Here is a 15,020-nt window from a genome sequence, read left to right as displayed (position 1 = left end):
GAATCGTAACGAGAGACGATATCAAGGGCCTGACTGAGCTGCATAAAAAAATCCGGAAACGAAGCGTTTCCGGATTCTTACACAGCCACTGGATCGTTCAACTGATCCTTAACTGATCGGCATTAGGGATAAATTCCCGCCCTTTTTGTTTTTTTATTATGTGCTGTGTGTGCTTTGCCCAATTACCAATGGCGACCATGATAACCATGGTCATGATGCCAGCCGCCACCGTGGCCCCAGCCCGGTCCGCGACCATATCCGTCATGAACGATACAACCACTCAACATCGTCATAATGGCAACAACCGAAGCCGCTTTAATAAGTGTTTTCATGGAGAGTCCTCCTCTTTTCCAATGAAGCCAGATTACCGGGGAAAAGTGGAGTGAAGATGCAGTAAATGTAGAGTTACTTCTGGATCTATTACCAGATATGTCAATTTAAAGCTAAAAACGTCAAGGCGGGAAATAAACCAATCAGATAAAACCGAATGCCTGATGATAATAACGCGAATAGTCTGAAATGCAATCCTAAATAACAGCCGTTCTCAACTCTTAAAACATAACGCAGAAAAGATGGAGAAAATAGATGCCGCACAGTGATGCGGCATCTGTTGAGATTAATTATGCAGCAAAGGTTCAGTCACGTTTTGACGATTTGGCAGACGGATGCTGAGCGACAACACCAGTGAAATCACCAGCAGTGTCATGATCAAGCTGAAGGTCACGGTAAAACCACCAAACACGGAAGCCACCAGTGAACCCATCACGCTGCCGATACCGAATCCCAGGTAAATCAGCCCGTAATTTTTCGTCAGATTATTAAGACCAAAGAAATCGCTGACCAGGGAAGGGAACACGGTGATGGTGCCACCAAAGCTAAAGGCAACACAGGCCAGTGACAGGAAGAAGGTGGTTTCATTCATCCGGGTAAACAACAAAATGCTCATGCCCACCAGTGAAACGATCTGTGCCAGTGAAATGACGCGAATACGTGCCATTTTATCGGAGAGTACGCCGAGAATAAGACGGCCACTCAGGTTAGCAATCGCGATGACAGTCACGGCATTAGCAGCGGTTTGCGTGGTCAAATGGACCATCCCTTCGCCGATGTCTTTCGCCACGCCAATCACATACAGTCCGCTCATGCAGGCAGTGAGGAACATCAGTGCCAGCATCCAGTACTGTGGCAAGCGCACGGATTGCGCCAGCGTGTAATCTTTTTCCAGCACTTTCGCGTTACCGCTGCTTTGCTGGATAGGGGCATCACGCATCATCAGCGCACCCACAATGATCATACTCATCGCCAGCACACCCCAAATCATAAAGGTGTTCTCCAGACCGTAAGTGCTGAGCAACGCGCCACAGATAAATTTGAAGCCGAGGCTACCTAAGCCGTAAGCGCCAATCGAGCAGGCGGAGATTAATCCTTTGCGCTCCGGGAACCACTTCACGCAGTTTGACAGCGTCATCAGGTATCCTGCGCCATCCGCTAAACCGACCAGGATGCCGGCGCTGAGATACAGCATCATCAGGTTATCGGCATGAGCGGTCAGCCAAAAGCCAATCGCCATTAAAATCCCGGCGCCGATGGTGACGTTACGCACACCAAAGCGCTCCTGTAATTTTCCCGCCAGTGACGATGCAATCGCCAGGCCCAGGCTGAGTAAACCAAACGAGAAGGCAACCTGACTGATTGGCGCATCAAGCTTATGCGCCAACTGGCCGTTAAACAGGCTCCAAATGTAAACCGAACCCAGTGCAAACTGAGTGATGATGGTGCCGATAAGGGTAAGCATGCGGGTGCGCTGCAACTGCGCGGATAGTTCTGTTTTCATTTTTATCTCTCCCCTCAGGGAATGCGGAATCTGCAGCGATAATAGGCAGCTTACGCGCGCGTGGGGCGAAGCAGGGCATCAAGAGACAGGATGAAGGAATGAAATGCAGTAATACGGGTATGAATGGCATTGGGTCACAGTGGTGTCAATTTAAGCGTAGCGGTTGCCATGGGTAAGCATGTGTAACCAGGTGTTATAAGCGTGCCGATTTCGCTGCAGGATGACCGTTTTTTGCCATGCTTAAGATTCACTCAATAGGAGGAAATATGACAGACCGAGCATATGAATCCGCGTCAAGCGAGGATGAAGTTTGCTGCATCATCGGTCAGGCGGTGATCGAGTTAAGCGATGAGCATCAGCCTGTGAATAAATCCACGCTGTCGCTGAAATTACTGGCTATGGCCGATCGCGACAGAGATGATGAACGCGTTCTGCTTTACTGGATTGCCAGAAAAGCCATCAACAAACCTCACCAGCTCAATATCGGCGTTCAGGGCTGGCGCTAGAGGACCAAAGAGCGGGCGCAATGCCCGCTCTCGCTATTCATGCCAGGCGTAATTTGCGTGCAGTGGGCCAGCGCACAAACATCACCATATTCCCCATCAGAATCATCGCCAGACCCACAATGGCATTGCTGTGCCACTGATATCCCTCATAAATGGTCGACAACGTCAGTGCCACCAATGGGAAAAGCAGTGTGCAGTAGGCGGCCTGGCTGGCTCCGATACGACCGACAAGTGTGAAATAAGCGCCAAATCCCAGCACAGAGCCAAAAATGGCCAGATAACTCATCGAACCAAGCCACTGCAAATTCAGCGCAGGCGCTAATGAATCGCCATTCAATAGTGCGATGATTGCCATAACAATTGCACCATATAACATGGCATAGCTGTTGGTGGTTAGCACATCACGTTGACGGCGCTGATGGCGAGTCGAAATCATGTTACCCAAAGAGAATCCAAGCGTGCCCAACGCGCTCAGCCCAACGCCCCACAGCAGTTGCGGAGCCGGGTGTGCTGCCTGAATGTCATTCCAGAACAAGGCAACAATTCCCCCCAAACCAAGCACGGCCGCGGGCAACAGGCGAAACGGTGGGCGCTGACGGAAAAAGATCCAGCTGTTGAGCGCGTTATACAGCACAGCCATGGAGAAGATGACCGATTCCAGGCCACTGCTGATCCACGCTGCCGCATGATAGAAACAAACGAAGTTGAAGCCAAAGACGCAGCAACCTTGAAGCAAGCAGAAAAGATGGTCCTGCTTATCCAGCGGGCGCAGACGTTTAATCAGTTTCAGGATCACCAGCATCAGTACTGAGGCCAGCAAAAAGCGCCAGAATACCGCAACCAGAACCGGCGTGTTAGCCGCTTCTTGTTGCAGGAATATCGCAATCCAGGTCGTGCCCCAAATCAACACCACCGCAAGGTACAACATAATGTTCATCGCATTCTCTCCAGCAAAATCATTGCCTGAAGTGTGACGATCATGATGGCCATCTGCTTGCACGCGGTTGCGCGCGAATTGCAAAATCTTGCGCTTTTTACACGGATGTCCTGCGTTGACCTGTTTTCTGGCCGTGGAGATCCGTAAACTGTGCGTTATTAACCTGTGAGTGGATGCCTTTGATGCCCGATTATCAAACCTTCGACATGCTGCAGCGCCATAAAGCGCAATTGCGCGATAGCGTGCAGCTTTCGGGTGGCATCAAGTTGGCGGCCTGGTTTAATAGTGGCGATCGTGTCACTAATCTTAGCGATCACCATACGCTCAGCCTGTATACCGCGGATGGCTATGACACCTGGCATAAAACTCAGCATGGTTGGCGCAACGGCGGTGGTCCGGATCGCTTCTGCCTGATGCCTTCTGGTATTGAATCCACCTGGGATTTACGCGCCGATTTGTCGTTCGTACATCTCTACTGTACTGACAAGCACTTGCGTCATCTTGGCGAACAGATTTGGGATCGCAGCCCCGCCCAACTTAACCTGCATGAAAAGATCTTTGCCGACGACGATCGCATCACGCAACTTTATCGCCATTTCCTGCAGAGCGTTGACTGGCAGCAACCCGCTAATCAATTGATGCTGAGCAGTGCCTCAACGTTGTTAATGACGCATCTGTTGCAGCGCTACAGTGAAGTGCAGTGGCAGGCGCCACAGGTGCGCGGCGGCCTAGCCCCCGCGGTATTGCGGCGCGTGTTGGCTTTTATTGATGCACAGTTGGATCAGCCGTTGACGCTGGCGCAATTAGCTGCGGAAGCTTCATTGAGTGAGTATCACTTTGCTCGCATGTTCCGCAGCAGCGTGGGCGAAGCGCCACATCAGTTCGTGATGCGTCGTCGTATGGATACCGCACTGCAACTGCTAAAGTTCAGCGCTCTGCCGTTAACTGAGATCGCGCTGCGCTGCGGTTTCCACTCTTCCAGTCACTTCAGTAACCGTTTCCGCCAGTTGCATGGTGTCACCCCTTCCTCATGGCGCCAAAACGCGCACCAGCTTTGATTCCGCTGTAATTACCTGAAACAGCCAGTTTCTACCTTCGAGAAACGTCTCAGATTCATTCACTCTCATGCTAATTGTGATGAACTTTTCTTAGCCTTAGATACAATGCCATCCATTAACATGTTGTTTTTTATGTGATAATTACATGTTTAGCTTATGCGGAGTGGTAACGATGGAAATGCGCGTTTCAAAGCTTGAAGCCGATGTATTTGAAATGAAGGCGGATATTAAAACGTTGAAAACCGATATGGAAACGGTGAAAACCGACCTGGCGGTGATCAAGTCTAACTACGTAACGAAAGCCGATTTACATCAGGAAATCGCTAAAACTCATGTAGAGATCGCCAAAATTCACATAGAGATGACCAAACAAACCAAATGGATCCTGGGTGGAATAATGAGCGCGGCTGGACTCAGCTTGGGTATAGCGCGCTGGCTGTTTTGAGGGATTAGACCTAAAGCCAATATGAGGGAATGATGAAGACTGCAAGCTGCCCTGCGTCACATCCAACGTCCATTCGGATTCGCATGTTTACCAGGAGTAGATTTCTGCCTGGGGATGGCATTGCTTATGATCAGAATTATAGTTACCAGGCTGGAGGAAACATGCTTGAAGTGCGCGTTGTAAAACTTGAATCTGACGTCAGTCATATTAGACGTGACGTTGAAGAGCTAAAGGCCGATGTAAAATCAATCGATAGAAACATGGCTGCCGTGCTTGAAAAACTAGAAGGTCTCAAAGAGTCACTCGCTAAAAAGCCTTTGACAGATGCAGTTGATAAAAAGATCTCTGAAGCGAAGTTGGCTGTTTTACTCGGTGTTCCAGCCTTAATCGCTATTGGCACTACGGCCTACAAGTTGATAGCGCATTTCTATTTCTCATGAAGACCCGTAGCCGTCTTGGTTTAGTTAAACCCACCGCCACTCATCGAAAATCTTTGCGTGCCAATGATTCGGCGACTGCCTGATATAAAGGGGGATGAGGAGGGCAGCGAACGGCTATATGGTGTCCCCTGCAGACGTCCAACACGACCTGCAAGAGATTGCACCATATAGATTTTTTCAGATTGGATTATTTTTTTACCCAGCAATTTACCCACCGCAGCCGGAGATGAGCTTGTTTTTGAACTCAAGGTGGTCACGGTATTTCCAGCGGGAGCGGGTGCCGATTTTGATGGGCTGGCAAAGAGTGCCGTCTTTGATGCGGTCATAAATGTAGGTTTTGCCGAAACCAGTATCGGCCATGATGAACTTCAGATCAACGAGTGTATCCTCGCGCAGTTCCATAGGTCTCTCCGGATGTTGGTATATGACAACAAATAGGGTTAATCGGGTGGGATGTGGCTATATGGCAACATTGCTTGGGTTCAGCCCATAGCCAGGCGATGATGATTGCGATAATCAGGGCAACCCACTGAAGCAGGTCGCCAAGCGTTATGGGTTCGTCGCAGGTAGTGGTCATTCGTTGAAGAACTCACGGCCAAGCACGTGCCATATTTTTTCAGGTGATACCTGCATGTCTCTGGCAAACACAGCGACAAATTCATCACCCTTAAACTCCCGGCAGACCTGATTTGCGAACCAATCCTTTAAGCCTGAGAAGGTTGGCTTATCACCATAGTCGTCTGTTATAGCGGCGGCGGCATTCGATACTTCAGCGCATATTAGGCACTGCTTGAAGCCGAATGGCTCTCTTTCCCATATTCCAGATGAGTAAACGTATTTATCACCTGGCGCAATTGGGTGCGGGCACTCACAGCACTTATGCTCTTTCCGCGCAGTGCGTGTTACCTGCCGAAAAGCTGAAGGTGCATCAGACATAAAAACCCCTTACTTCCGGTTGCGGCACTTCTTTGACTGCCGTTTAATGGTCGCGGCGTTGGTGGCCTTGCCGCCCGGCGCTGATGGATAGGAATGCCAGTGATATTCAGGTGGCGACCAGTAGGATGGCGTCATGAGTCCACTGCCAATGATTGACGCTAGGATGCCGATTCGGCGCATAACAACTCCTCACGCAGAGCGCGATAAAGGTTAATAGGGTGGGGGATTAGTGGCTGCGGAAGCCGTTACAGTTGCGGAAAAACTCGATTAGCCAGGCTTTCATCTTCGCGTGCCATTCTCTGTCGTTACCGTTGCACCAACCATCTGGCGGCGTCCATGGCTCCAGCAAGTCAGCCATCTTTCTGGCTTTTGCAGGCGTGACGTCGAGCGGGTCGTTTGTGTTCTGCGTGTTTACCAGCCTCTCCATTCCGGGTATTGCCAAAACCTTAAACCAAGTGCCATTCGGTAAATCGATGCCGCTGACACGCTGCCCGGCTCGTCGCTTATCTGTCAGTGAAACACTCATGCCGCTCTCCTGTTTTTAGCTGCCCACAATTCCCTTGCATGGTCCTCGCAGCATTCCTTACTGCAATAGCTTGCTCCATCAAGAGATGGCTCGCCGCAATCAGCGTTTAAACAAACCGGTGAGCGCGGCGCGGGTATCGGGCGATTAGCCAGCGCTATCTCTGTGTTGAGGATTTCGAGGTCTGATGCTGCGTCAATTTCATCGCACATGATGATTCTCCAGATAATAAAAAACCGCTTTCGCGGCTATCGGTAGGTGAGCACTCAAGTGGTGCTGTCGGTGGGTGGTGCGGGACGGGCGTATAACAGATTGATGCCATCGGGAAGGCCAGTAAAATCCGCATTGTCTACTGGCCCGGCGTTAAGCCAGTGATTACCCGATACCTCCACCTGGAAAACAGGTTCGCTTTTATCGCCTTTGAGCAAGTCATCAATCATGGCACCACGGAACCCAGCAAGATCCAGAGCGGCATCCAGCTTTTGCTGCAAAGCTTGATGGTTTTTGCATAAGTCAGAAATAAGAGATGCATTATCACCAACGAAAACACTCAGATTATGAAAGTGAGAGGCGCATGGCTTGTAGTCGTATTTATCAGCTAGTTCGATGAGTTCATTCAATTTTTCCACTTTCATTGCTTAACCTCCGAAGCCTGAAATGATAGATCGAACTCTACGCCATCACTTTTAAGGTCGCTTAGGGGGTGATCGCATGGTTCATCGTCTTCGTTGTAATGCTCACGCGCCCACAGGGAGCTCTCTTCGTCAATAAACACCGGAAGAACAGAGCCCTCTACTAAGTAAGTGCCGCCATTCTGTTTTATGGTGATAGTTCCAACTTGATGTTCTTTCATACCTTTCCCCTTATTCGCCAACCGGCCACAGGCCAGCCTTGATTAATCTGGCGCGGCGCTGTGCCGCCTCTGTGTTTATGCGCTGGCTGTCATTGGTAGCCATGCCGAAAGCGCGCCATGAAACGACGATCGCCTTCGGGTTCTTGTGAGTGATTCGCTTTGTGATGACCAGCGTGTAAGTGAAGTCGGTGCAGCCATCTACCGGCACCGGGTCAGTAGCGGTAATCACCGCCGTCTCACCGCGCAGGCAGCCTCGCATGATGCTGTTGAACTGGCCCAGCGACATATGAAAAAGGGCGCTTAGTTCGCGCCCTGTTTTTGGTCCCTTACTCAACTGCCAGACGGCTCGCTCCTTGAAGCCGCTATTGGGCGCAGCGTTGCGCCGGTACTGTGCAAGTTTGCGCATGGCTACGCTCCCGCTTCATCCAGCTCCGCTTTACGGATCAGATAGACGTCAGTGGCTTTTTCAAGGTGCCCGGCACTGCCAGCCAGCACCTTCGCCGCGTACTTGTAGAAGCGATCAAGACTCGAAACAGAATCAGCATTGGCTGACGCTTCGGTGAAATCGGCCAGCAACTGATCCGGCGTGCGCGGTGTGTCATTGGTGCTCGTCGCCGGGTTAATTTCGCGCTCAGGCTGCTGTGTTTCTGGCTTGTTGTTGATCAGGTTATTCAGGTCGGCACGGCTGCGCGCCGGGGTGACATCACGTTCCGCGCGCTGCTGAGGCTCAAATTCGTCTGGCGTGTACACACCGAGAATCACATCAGGGCAGTACAGGCGCGCCCAGTATTTGACGGCCAGATAAGCCAACTGCTGTTTTGGTGCTGTTTTCCATAGCGGGGAATTTCGGGTGGTGACGTATTCCATGAACAGCGGTTCGCCCCAGGTGATTTCCGTTTCACCGCGCAGCACGGCGCCGACGCGCACAAACAGGCCACGCTCGTTGGATGCGTTCGCTGCGCCCGGCTTAAACTTTTCCCAGTCGCCGCCATACTCGTATTTGAAGCGACCCTGAACGGCTGTTGAGCTGGTGATCACCGCGTTGACCAGTTGAGCCTCATAGCCCAGCGTGCCGTTTACCAGATGCGTTTTCTGCGCCACTGCGTATGGGTTCATTCCCCACTGTGCCGCCTGCAGGGCAATAGCCAGGCAGTCAGCAGGCTTCCCGGCCAGATGCCCCGGCACCGTTGCACGGCCTTCTGCCATGACGTTGGCAAACGCCTGTAACTTCTGCAGGCCGCTCGGGCTGAAGATGGCTGCTTTAGTGTCAGCCTCATTGACTGGTGACTGAGTCAGTTCGTTGCTCATGCGTAATCCTTTCTCTTGGCCCACTCAGGGCGCGTGATTTCTTCAATGCCGCCCCAGTTTCCGGACTGCATGCATTCGTGGTAGGCGGTCAGGTCGCGGCGGAACAGGTCATAACCCACGGCTACGTCATCCTCACCGAGCTGGAATACGCGCACCGGGTACCGGCCGCAGTCAATCGACTCGCTGACGGCGATAAAAACGAACATGGGATATTCGCCGAAATGTTTGCTGTAGCCTTCGCGGTAGTAGGCGTCCTGAACGTGATAGCGAAACTCTTCAACGTGGCGGGCAAAGCGCGACATATCCGCTACCTTCTTCACGTCGACAATCACCGGCTGCCCCGTCAGGAATTTGTCAGGGCGTATACGACACAATTCACCGGTCTGCTCATCGTTCCAGTAAATCGAGGCTTCCTGATGGCCTTCCGCTTCGAGTAGCCAGCGGGCGGCGGGATGGGCTAGGGCGCTGGCGCGCATTAACTTCAGTTTCCGCCCCTGTTCGGCATCCATCACTGTCATGCCAAGCCCTGAGCAGTCCTTTAGAAACGCCTGCTCGTTTGCCTTTCCCTCATTGGTGCGGCGGTTGAACTCCGGTGCCACGATAAATCGTTTGTCGAACTCTTCAGGCTCCAGCAGCAGGCAGTGCAGCGCTGTGCCCATGTCGAGTGCAGCCTTCTTCTCTTCGTCCTCTGGAGCCTCCTTGCGCCACTGGAAAACGGCCGGGTTAATCGCGATGTCGTCCAGCTGTGACTTACTGATACCGGCACCGTGGTGATACGCCTCGTTGCTGATGTCGAAGTAAATGCCAGGCTCCATCACGCCACCTCATCGTAACTGTGTTTGTGCTTCCAGATTTCAATTGCCCGCTCGCGCTTCGCGGCGGTGATCATCATGTCGCGCATGAATGCGTCAGCGGCCATCTCCAGTTCATCATCCATGTCAAACATGCCCATGGCTTCGTGATCGAAATGGCGAAGCATATAGGCGCAGGCTGGCGCTACGATTGGGCTCATGTGACGCTGGGCTAAGATGCTGTCAACGCGCGCCGCGATGATCTGCAGCTCGCCATCAGGCAGGCTGTCGGCAATGGCCTGAACCTCTTTGCCGTCTTTGTCGTGCAACCGGAATTTCATTTGCGCTCTCCCATGCCGATAGCCCTCAGCATCTGGTTGATAAAAGTGAAATCCTTTGTCTGCTCCAGCATCTGGCGCTGACGCTCAAGCTCTTCCTGTTGCTTCTGATACTGCTTAGTCTGCTGCTGGCTCATGGTTGCCCCGGCTGGTTCAATGTTTCGATAAGTGAACGCCAGCCAGAACGCAGGCGGCGGGTGATAACATCTAAGAGCGATTCTTGCTGGGCGAAATCCACGATGGGTCCGCCCGCGATAGAGAAGGTCATCGTGGGTTTCCTTGGTGTTGGTTTAATTGGATAAATCAGTAGGTGATGCTGGTATGCGGGATGTTGCCGTCTTTGATTTGCATCAGAACGTCGATGGCCTGTACGCGGGTTAATCCGGCGTTGGCAATCAAAGCGTTCACGACAGCTGTTCCGATCGTCTTTCTGTGCGCTTCATTGGCGGCACGCGCTGCGGCTTCGTCGGCGACACGCTTCTCTTCACGAATGCGGGCATCATCGGCTGCTTTGGCCTTGCGCTGCTCTTCGGCGATTGCCGCCTGCTTCTCACGCTCTGCCTGCTCACGCGCTTCCTGTGCCAGTTTTGCAGTGCGCTCCTGCGCTTCTCTGGCTTCACGCTCAGCGCGTTCCTGTGCTTCGATACGGTCACGCTCTGCCTTTTCCGCTTTGGCCTTCAGCTCTGCTTCGCGGCGCGCTGCTTCCTCGCGCTCAATCTGCGCTTTCTGTTCTGCTTCACGGCGGGCGGCTTCAGCGGCTTCCTGCTTCAGCTTCTCTTCGTGATCGCGTCTTGCTTTCTCTTCAGCTTCTTTCCGGAGGCGTTCGAGTTCGGCGGCCTGATCTTCACGCTGCTTAGCAACGATTACCGCGGCTTCCAGCTTCTGCACCGTGGCATCCTTTGCCACGCCTGCTTCTGTAGCGATTTCCTGCCAGCTATCGTCCAGCGTCACCGATTTGGCTTCGCTGAGGCGCGCCTGAATGTCTGTGTATGTCAGGTAATTACCGGCATCGTCAATCACATCGGCCAGCGCGCGCAGGTCAGCCAGGCGCTGCTGCAAGGCCTGCTTGCGCTCATCTTCTGCCTGCTCCCACTCGGTGAGCGGGCGGCGGGTTTCATCGCGGATGGCATCGCACTCGGACACGAAGCGGCGCAGTTCTGCCTCTACTTCCTTCGGCAGCTCTTTCAGGCGCTTCAGGTAATCGCGGCCGGGCTTTTCAATGGCTGTCTTACTGCGAGATACCTGCGCCGCCAGAGATGCAACGCGCGCACGGCCCTTGGCAGTGCTCAGGTCTGGCACTTCATTCACTGAGTTGCGAATCTCATCGAGATAAGCGTTTAGGCCGTTTGGCACATACAGCGCTGGAGCCTGTTCTGGCTTGATTTCCAGTACTGCTAAATCCGTTGTTTCACTCATTTCCTTCTCCTGCGGGCAAAAAAATGCCGACATGAAGAGTCGGCTAATGGATGGTTACTGGCGGGTAAAACTGAAAGCAGCTCTGCGAGAAAGCCGCTTGCGCTTTTACTTAATCCGAGCGGCGAGCATTGCATCAGCTAGTTGATATGCTTCATTAGCAACATCGCCAACTTCACAATTAACCAGAGCCCATCCATTCATATCGTTCGCTTGGAATGGCCATCCCGGATTGCCACATAAGCCCATAAGCGCTGCCGCTGCGAACGTGTCACGCAAATCGGTGTTGTCAGGGATTTCAATATCGTCATCAGTAAATCGGTACAGGCGGTCATAATCACCGACATCGTCAAATGCTGTGCACTCATACGCCCAGCGATGACCTTCTAACTCAAAGCTTTTAGGGTGTGATTGGCCGGTCGGAAATCTCACCTTCATGTATTCGGCGTGAAGTGCCGTATCCTTGTAAACTTTCATCGTGTGCTTCATCACTCACTCCCTCATGTCCGGCACTACCGAACTACTGACAAAAATAAACCCGCTCGGGGCGGGCTATGAATTCCTGTTATTTCGTAATATTTCAATTGCAACATTTACTGCATCACCAAAGGTTATTCCCTCTTCGTCAGCTATTTGCTGAATTATCTCAACCAGTTCTGAATCCATACTCACCTCTTAAATGTCTTCTGCGTCCACGCCGTTAACACGGCACCTTACTCAACCAACCAGCCACCATAAGCAAAGCAATGACCAGCCAGACTATGGCGTTCTCTGTGTTGCTCATGGGTGGCTCCGGGTATGAAAAAGGCTGCGGGTTAGGCAGCCTTGATAGTGAAATCGTCTTCGTCGAACACGCCTTCAACATCAATGTTCGTTATTTTGATGCCGTGCGAGCCGTCCATTGGCGGCCAACCTTCCTGACCATTTCCATCATCCCAATCGAACAAACTGACCGCGCCGTGAGTGTTGTAGCCAAGCTCATAAACCATCGGCATAACATGCCGTGCCAGCATGATTAAAACTGCATTCAGTAGGCCATGGCGTTCTTCACGCCGTTCGTGATTGCTCCAGAATTCGTTGATGTCGCGCAGCCAGGCATCGTTAACGATGCCATGGTCAATCTCGACAGTTAGCTCAGCTTTCCAGTCATAGTCGATGGTGTACGTTTTGATATTGCTCATGCTCAACCTCTCGCCGTTACGATGTCTTTTGATTTGCGATAGCCAGCTCAGAAGCATCTTTTTTTGCTTCCCACTCGCATACCGCGACGTGCCTTTCTTCCAGTTGCTTCAGCAGAGATTCGCGCTTTTCTTTCGGTAGAGAGGTGAACATTGCTGAAATGCATCCCGTCATGCCGCCACTGCATTCCGATGTGACACCATTAGCCCAGAACTTCACCTTGGCGCTGTAATTAGGTTTCTTGTTGCTAGCCATCATTCCCTCACTTAGTGATATGAACCGCTTCTTTGCGAACTTTGCGATGTCCCGCCTGATACAACGCAACATCCGGTAAGCACATCGCTGTGCTCTCATGCTTCTCACGCAGACTTGGTGAGGATGTGGCGCGGGATACGTTTAAGCTGCATCCTGAGAGAGCCACAGTGAGCTTTTTCCCGAAGCGGTTAGCGTCGGTAGCCTCTGCTGCTTTCTTCGCGTTGTAGGCCGCCATACGGCGTTGATTTCTGGTCATGGGTTTTCCTCGATGAGTGCTTGGGTGATTGGATGGCCGGTGCTGATCTCCGGCATGACTATCAGCAACCTAGCCGACACCGGAGTTTCACCGGGGCAAAGTTTTCGGCTGCTGTTTATTGGGCTACCACTGGTCTTTAGGGCTGCTTACTCGACATTTTTTCGTCCAGTCATCTGCACGGCACCCATCAGGTCTTCCACTCGCGCATCAGCCTGCGCATTCATCCAATCCCGAAGCACTTGCCTCGGCCTGTGTATTCACAGGGCTAAATTGTTAAAGAGCAAAAGTCCGTTTAGTTGTTCGCCAGCGTCCTGCTGATGGATTCATTTAAAACTATGGTTGTAATCATGTCAACAACTAAGGTTGTAAATATTTGCGGGTTGGTTGTTTTGTGGTTGTTTTTGAAAGGAAAATAGTTTTGAAAATTATCTGCAGGCAATAAAAAACCCGCCGGAGCGGGTTAGTGGAATGGGTTTTCTTACCAGAGGGTTGATGACCAGAATACACGGCCAATAATCTCAACCTCTTTCATGTCAGCTTCTTCGTCAGGGTACTCATCTGAGTTATAGCTACGGATCGCCAGCTTCTCTGGGCCCGTCCTGTAAAGCAATTTGAGGCGCTTCCATCCTCCCTGGCTAATGGCGTAAAGCTTTCCATCAACCACTTTCTTATCGAAGCAGTTTACGGCCACGGTCGTTCCTTCAGGAATAACCGGTTCCATACTATTGCCGTGCGCCGGAAAACAGAGCACGCCAGATCCGTCTGTATTAACGCCACTGCGACGCATTGTGGCCTTTGAAAAACGCAACATGAATCCGTTGTAATCCTCACCAGATATAGATCCATCACCGCACGCAAACTCAATGTCCTTTAGGAATGGCACCTCAACCTCATCATCTTCGAGAGGTGTGCTTTTATCCCAAGGGTCTACGGCGTACCAGTTGCTTTCTGGTGGGATCGTAGATGCTGGGTGATGCTCGCCATTCTGGCTAACATACATCGGACCGGATTCGTCTGACAACCAAGCTGCGCTTATTCTTAAAGCTTCTGCAATTTGGATCAGCTTTGTGGAGCCCTGAGCCTTCCCTGAAGTGAGCTTTTGGATGGCGGCCTGAGACACGCCAACCTTTTCAGCAAGGCTAGCCTGAGTCATCCCTGCCTCTCGCATTGCGAGTTTTAAACGTTCTGCAAGTGTCATTTTCATGCCGCGCAAAATACAACCAAGGTATTACCTCGTCAAACAACTAAAGTGTTTGCATAATAACAACCAAAGTTTTATATTTGAGTTGTTATTACAACGGAGGTGGTTTTATGAACCATGTTATTAAAACTGCCATTGCCATCGTCGGTACGCAAAAGGAACTAGCTCAAGCGTGCGGCGTAAGTCAGGCAGCTGTACAGAAATGGCTGCATAACAAGGCAAAGGTAGCGCCCCAAAACGTTGCCTCATTAGTCGAAGCAACACACGGCCAAGTTAAGGCCCATCAGATTCGCCCAGATTTACCAAACCTGTTCCCACACCCAGAACAGGCAGCATAAGAAGCACCGCTCTTTATCAATCTGACCGCCCTCGGAACTCCAGGGCAAAACCAAAGTGACTTGCTCACCGCAATGTCACGCAACGAATTTACTAAAAGGAATTATTGAATATGGAACACGCAAGAAACAGCAAGTTAATCAATGAAGTGGAAACAGAACTTCGATCCCGACTTACGCACAAAGGTCAGCGCGTTCTGGCTGATGAAGCCGGATGGCATGAATCGAAAGTAAGCCGCTTAAACCTGCGCGATATGGCAACGGTTTTCGTGCTGCTGGAGAAGGTGTGGGAAACAAGCCTGATTGCGGAGGTTGCCCGGCAAGCGGTAGCTGCTGCGCTGGGAAAAGAAAAAGCCCCGAACTGCGCGAACAGTTTCGAGGCCTGATGTATGGATTAACTGGATCAACATAC

Annotated in this window: 26 protein-coding genes; 6 read left to right on the top strand and 20 right to left on the bottom strand. The window is 51.6% G+C overall.

The annotated features are described in order from the left end of the window. Positions 1-182 precede the first annotated feature (182 nt). Together F3J37_RS18130 and F3J37_RS18125 are read right to left on the bottom strand one after the other, a co-directional pair. The gene (locus F3J37_RS18130; RefSeq protein WP_166934934.1) at positions 183-332 is read right to left on the bottom strand and encodes a hypothetical protein; all 150 of its coding nucleotides are present in this window, start codon (positions 330-332) and stop codon (positions 183-185) included. 284 nt (positions 333-616) lie between these two features. Then, on the bottom strand, positions 617-1,834 hold the full coding sequence (locus F3J37_RS18125; protein ID WP_166934933.1) for an L-lactate MFS transporter: 1,218 nt from the start codon (positions 1,832-1,834) through the stop codon (positions 617-619). A gap of 266 nt (positions 1,835-2,100) precedes the next feature. Here F3J37_RS18125 and F3J37_RS18120 point away from each other — a divergent pair, with 266 nt between their 5' ends. After that, complete coding sequence (locus F3J37_RS18120; protein WP_034825199.1) at positions 2,101-2,340, top strand: hypothetical protein; 240 nt, start codon at positions 2,101-2,103, stop codon at positions 2,338-2,340. 37 nt (positions 2,341-2,377) lie between these two features. Here F3J37_RS18120 and F3J37_RS18115 read toward each other — a convergent pair whose 3' ends face one another. Further along, entirely contained in the window at positions 2,378-3,277 is a 900-nt protein-coding gene (locus tag F3J37_RS18115) for a DMT family transporter (RefSeq protein ID WP_166934932.1), read from the bottom strand. Positions 3,278-3,459: 182 nt separating this feature from the next. On the opposite strand from F3J37_RS18115, the gene F3J37_RS18110 reads away from it, so the two are divergent. From F3J37_RS18110 to F3J37_RS18100, 3 genes are all read left to right on the top strand, one after another. Next, complete coding sequence (locus F3J37_RS18110; RefSeq protein ID WP_166934931.1) at positions 3,460-4,335, top strand: helix-turn-helix domain-containing protein; 876 nt, start codon at positions 3,460-3,462, stop codon at positions 4,333-4,335. Positions 4,336-4,507: 172 nt separating this feature from the next. Beyond that, positions 4,508-4,780, top strand: a complete 273-nt coding sequence (locus tag F3J37_RS18105; protein WP_034825196.1) for a hypothetical protein — start codon at positions 4,508-4,510, stop codon at positions 4,778-4,780. A 161-nt stretch (positions 4,781-4,941) separates the two neighbouring features. Continuing rightward, entirely contained in the window at positions 4,942-5,220 is a 279-nt protein-coding gene (locus F3J37_RS18100) for a hypothetical protein (protein WP_034825194.1), read from the top strand. A 207-nt stretch (positions 5,221-5,427) separates the two neighbouring features. Here the strand turns inward: F3J37_RS18100 and F3J37_RS18095 are convergent, their stop codons facing one another. From F3J37_RS18095 to F3J37_RS18015, 17 genes are all read right to left on the bottom strand, one after another. Further along, a complete protein-coding gene (locus F3J37_RS18095; protein WP_160834561.1) occupies positions 5,428-5,622 on the bottom strand; it encodes a helix-turn-helix transcriptional regulator in 195 nt (64 codons plus the stop codon). Positions 5,623-5,793: 171 nt separating this feature from the next. Then, the gene (locus F3J37_RS18090) at positions 5,794-6,156 is read right to left on the bottom strand and encodes a hypothetical protein (protein ID WP_166934930.1); all 363 of its coding nucleotides are present in this window, start codon (positions 6,154-6,156) and stop codon (positions 5,794-5,796) included. 226 nt (positions 6,157-6,382) lie between these two features. Next, complete coding sequence (locus F3J37_RS18085) at positions 6,383-6,682, bottom strand: DUF7739 domain-containing protein (RefSeq protein WP_166934929.1); 300 nt, start codon at positions 6,680-6,682, stop codon at positions 6,383-6,385. Positions 6,683-6,945: 263 nt separating this feature from the next. After that, a complete protein-coding gene (locus F3J37_RS18080; RefSeq protein ID WP_166934928.1) occupies positions 6,946-7,314 on the bottom strand; it encodes a hypothetical protein in 369 nt (122 codons plus the stop codon). After that, positions 7,311-7,532, bottom strand: coding sequence for a hypothetical protein (locus F3J37_RS18075; RefSeq protein WP_166934926.1), 222 nt, complete (start codon positions 7,530-7,532; stop codon positions 7,311-7,313). The genes F3J37_RS18080 and F3J37_RS18075 overlap by 4 nt, the downstream gene beginning before the upstream one ends. A 10-nt stretch (positions 7,533-7,542) precedes the next feature. Beyond that, positions 7,543-7,938: a hypothetical protein gene (locus F3J37_RS18070; protein WP_166934924.1), complete on the bottom strand. Its 396-nt coding sequence runs from the start codon at positions 7,936-7,938 to the stop codon at positions 7,543-7,545. A gap of 2 nt (positions 7,939-7,940) precedes the next feature. Then, on the bottom strand, positions 7,941-8,840 hold the full coding sequence (locus tag F3J37_RS18065) for a RecT family recombinase (RefSeq protein ID WP_166934922.1): 900 nt from the start codon (positions 8,838-8,840) through the stop codon (positions 7,941-7,943). Beyond that, positions 8,837-9,655 (bottom strand): PD-(D/E)XK nuclease-like domain-containing protein, encoded by an 819-nt coding sequence (locus F3J37_RS18060; RefSeq protein WP_166934920.1) that lies wholly within the window; start codon positions 9,653-9,655, stop codon positions 8,837-8,839. The genes F3J37_RS18065 and F3J37_RS18060 overlap by 4 nt, the downstream gene beginning before the upstream one ends. After that, positions 9,655-9,972, bottom strand: a complete 318-nt coding sequence (locus tag F3J37_RS18055) for a hypothetical protein (protein ID WP_166934918.1) — start codon at positions 9,970-9,972, stop codon at positions 9,655-9,657. The genes F3J37_RS18060 and F3J37_RS18055 overlap by 1 nt, the downstream gene beginning before the upstream one ends. Next, positions 9,969-10,106 carry a hypothetical protein gene (locus F3J37_RS18050; protein WP_166934916.1) on the bottom strand — a complete coding sequence of 46 codons (138 nt, stop codon included), beginning with the start codon at positions 10,104-10,106 and terminating at the stop codon, positions 9,969-9,971. Before F3J37_RS18050 ends, F3J37_RS18055 begins: the two co-directional genes overlap by 4 nt. Then, positions 10,103-10,237, bottom strand: coding sequence for a protease FtsH-inhibitory lysogeny factor CIII (locus tag F3J37_RS18045; protein WP_166934914.1), 135 nt, complete (start codon positions 10,235-10,237; stop codon positions 10,103-10,105). The genes F3J37_RS18050 and F3J37_RS18045 overlap by 4 nt, the downstream gene beginning before the upstream one ends. Positions 10,238-10,272: 35 nt before the next feature. Continuing rightward, positions 10,273-11,385, bottom strand: a complete 1,113-nt coding sequence (locus tag F3J37_RS18040) for a hypothetical protein (RefSeq protein ID WP_166934912.1) — start codon at positions 11,383-11,385, stop codon at positions 10,273-10,275. Between the two features lie 105 nt (positions 11,386-11,490). Then, positions 11,491-11,871, bottom strand: coding sequence for a hypothetical protein (locus F3J37_RS18035; protein WP_166934910.1), 381 nt, complete (start codon positions 11,869-11,871; stop codon positions 11,491-11,493). Positions 11,872-12,197: 326 nt separating this feature from the next. After that, positions 12,198-12,563, bottom strand: coding sequence for a DUF2528 family protein (locus F3J37_RS18030; protein WP_166934908.1), 366 nt, complete (start codon positions 12,561-12,563; stop codon positions 12,198-12,200). A 16-nt stretch (positions 12,564-12,579) separates the two neighbouring features. Continuing rightward, complete coding sequence (locus F3J37_RS18025) at positions 12,580-12,816, bottom strand: hypothetical protein (protein WP_166934906.1); 237 nt, start codon at positions 12,814-12,816, stop codon at positions 12,580-12,582. A 7-nt stretch (positions 12,817-12,823) separates the two neighbouring features. Next, positions 12,824-13,072: a transcriptional antitermination N peptide gene (locus F3J37_RS18020; RefSeq protein ID WP_166934904.1), complete on the bottom strand. Its 249-nt coding sequence runs from the start codon at positions 13,070-13,072 to the stop codon at positions 12,824-12,826. A gap of 478 nt (positions 13,073-13,550) precedes the next feature. Then, positions 13,551-14,276 carry an XRE family transcriptional regulator gene (locus F3J37_RS18015; protein ID WP_166934902.1) on the bottom strand — a complete coding sequence of 242 codons (726 nt, stop codon included), beginning with the start codon at positions 14,274-14,276 and terminating at the stop codon, positions 13,551-13,553. Positions 14,277-14,383: 107 nt separating this feature from the next. Here F3J37_RS18015 and F3J37_RS18010 point away from each other — a divergent pair, with 107 nt between their 5' ends. After that, a complete protein-coding gene (locus F3J37_RS18010; RefSeq protein ID WP_166934900.1) occupies positions 14,384-14,611 on the top strand; it encodes a transcriptional regulator in 228 nt (75 codons plus the stop codon). 110 nt (positions 14,612-14,721) lie between these two features. Further along, complete coding sequence (locus F3J37_RS18005; protein WP_045831962.1) at positions 14,722-14,994, top strand: CII family transcriptional regulator; 273 nt, start codon at positions 14,722-14,724, stop codon at positions 14,992-14,994. Positions 14,995-15,020: the final 26 nt, after the last annotated feature.

Source organism: Candidatus Pantoea communis, from assembly GCF_011752685.1.
Lineage (GTDB): Bacteria > Pseudomonadota > Gammaproteobacteria > Enterobacterales > Enterobacteriaceae > Pantoea > Pantoea communis.
Note: the sequence above shows the minus strand (reverse complement) of the source record. Positions and strands in the feature narration are given on the sequence as shown.

Coding starts and splice junctions, on each gene's coding strand:
- F3J37_RS18035 (WP_166934910.1), bottom strand. CDS start 11,871: ATGAAGCACACGATGAAAGTTTACAAGGATACGGCACTTCACGCCGAA.
- F3J37_RS18040 (WP_166934912.1), bottom strand. CDS start 11,385: ATGAGTGAAACAACGGATTTAGCAGTACTGGAAATCAAGCCAGAACAG.
- F3J37_RS18065 (WP_166934922.1), bottom strand. CDS start 8,840: ATGAGCAACGAACTGACTCAGTCACCAGTCAATGAGGCTGACACTAAA.
- F3J37_RS18125 (WP_166934933.1), bottom strand. CDS start 1,834: ATGAAAACAGAACTATCCGCGCAGTTGCAGCGCACCCGCATGCTTACC.
- F3J37_RS18010 (WP_166934900.1), top strand. CDS start 14,384: ATGAACCATGTTATTAAAACTGCCATTGCCATCGTCGGTACGCAAAAG.
- F3J37_RS18105 (WP_034825196.1), top strand. CDS start 4,508: ATGGAAATGCGCGTTTCAAAGCTTGAAGCCGATGTATTTGAAATGAAG.
- F3J37_RS18095 (WP_160834561.1), bottom strand. CDS start 5,622: ATGGAACTGCGCGAGGATACACTCGTTGATCTGAAGTTCATCATGGCC.
- F3J37_RS18090 (WP_166934930.1), bottom strand. CDS start 6,156: ATGTCTGATGCACCTTCAGCTTTTCGGCAGGTAACACGCACTGCGCGG.
- F3J37_RS18050 (WP_166934916.1), bottom strand. CDS start 10,106: ATGAGCCAGCAGCAGACTAAGCAGTATCAGAAGCAACAGGAAGAGCTT.
- F3J37_RS18045 (WP_166934914.1), bottom strand. CDS start 10,237: ATGACCTTCTCTATCGCGGGCGGACCCATCGTGGATTTCGCCCAGCAA.
- F3J37_RS18025 (WP_166934906.1), bottom strand. CDS start 12,816: ATGGCTAGCAACAAGAAACCTAATTACAGCGCCAAGGTGAAGTTCTGG.
- F3J37_RS18020 (WP_166934904.1), bottom strand. CDS start 13,072: ATGACCAGAAATCAACGCCGTATGGCGGCCTACAACGCGAAGAAAGCA.
- F3J37_RS18055 (WP_166934918.1), bottom strand. CDS start 9,972: ATGAAATTCCGGTTGCACGACAAAGACGGCAAAGAGGTTCAGGCCATT.
- F3J37_RS18015 (WP_166934902.1), bottom strand. CDS start 14,276: ATGAAAATGACACTTGCAGAACGTTTAAAACTCGCAATGCGAGAGGCA.
- F3J37_RS18005 (WP_045831962.1), top strand. CDS start 14,722: ATGGAACACGCAAGAAACAGCAAGTTAATCAATGAAGTGGAAACAGAA.
- F3J37_RS18100 (WP_034825194.1), top strand. CDS start 4,942: ATGCTTGAAGTGCGCGTTGTAAAACTTGAATCTGACGTCAGTCATATT.
- F3J37_RS18075 (WP_166934926.1), bottom strand. CDS start 7,532: ATGAAAGAACATCAAGTTGGAACTATCACCATAAAACAGAATGGCGGC.
- F3J37_RS18085 (WP_166934929.1), bottom strand. CDS start 6,682: ATGAGTGTTTCACTGACAGATAAGCGACGAGCCGGGCAGCGTGTCAGC.
- F3J37_RS18115 (WP_166934932.1), bottom strand. CDS start 3,277: ATGAACATTATGTTGTACCTTGCGGTGGTGTTGATTTGGGGCACGACC.
- F3J37_RS18060 (WP_166934920.1), bottom strand. CDS start 9,655: ATGGAGCCTGGCATTTACTTCGACATCAGCAACGAGGCGTATCACCAC.
- F3J37_RS18120 (WP_034825199.1), top strand. CDS start 2,101: ATGACAGACCGAGCATATGAATCCGCGTCAAGCGAGGATGAAGTTTGC.
- F3J37_RS18130 (WP_166934934.1), bottom strand. CDS start 332: ATGAAAACACTTATTAAAGCGGCTTCGGTTGTTGCCATTATGACGATG.
- F3J37_RS18070 (WP_166934924.1), bottom strand. CDS start 7,938: ATGCGCAAACTTGCACAGTACCGGCGCAACGCTGCGCCCAATAGCGGC.
- F3J37_RS18110 (WP_166934931.1), top strand. CDS start 3,460: ATGCCCGATTATCAAACCTTCGACATGCTGCAGCGCCATAAAGCGCAA.
- F3J37_RS18080 (WP_166934928.1), bottom strand. CDS start 7,314: ATGAAAGTGGAAAAATTGAATGAACTCATCGAACTAGCTGATAAATAC.
- F3J37_RS18030 (WP_166934908.1), bottom strand. CDS start 12,563: ATGAGCAATATCAAAACGTACACCATCGACTATGACTGGAAAGCTGAG.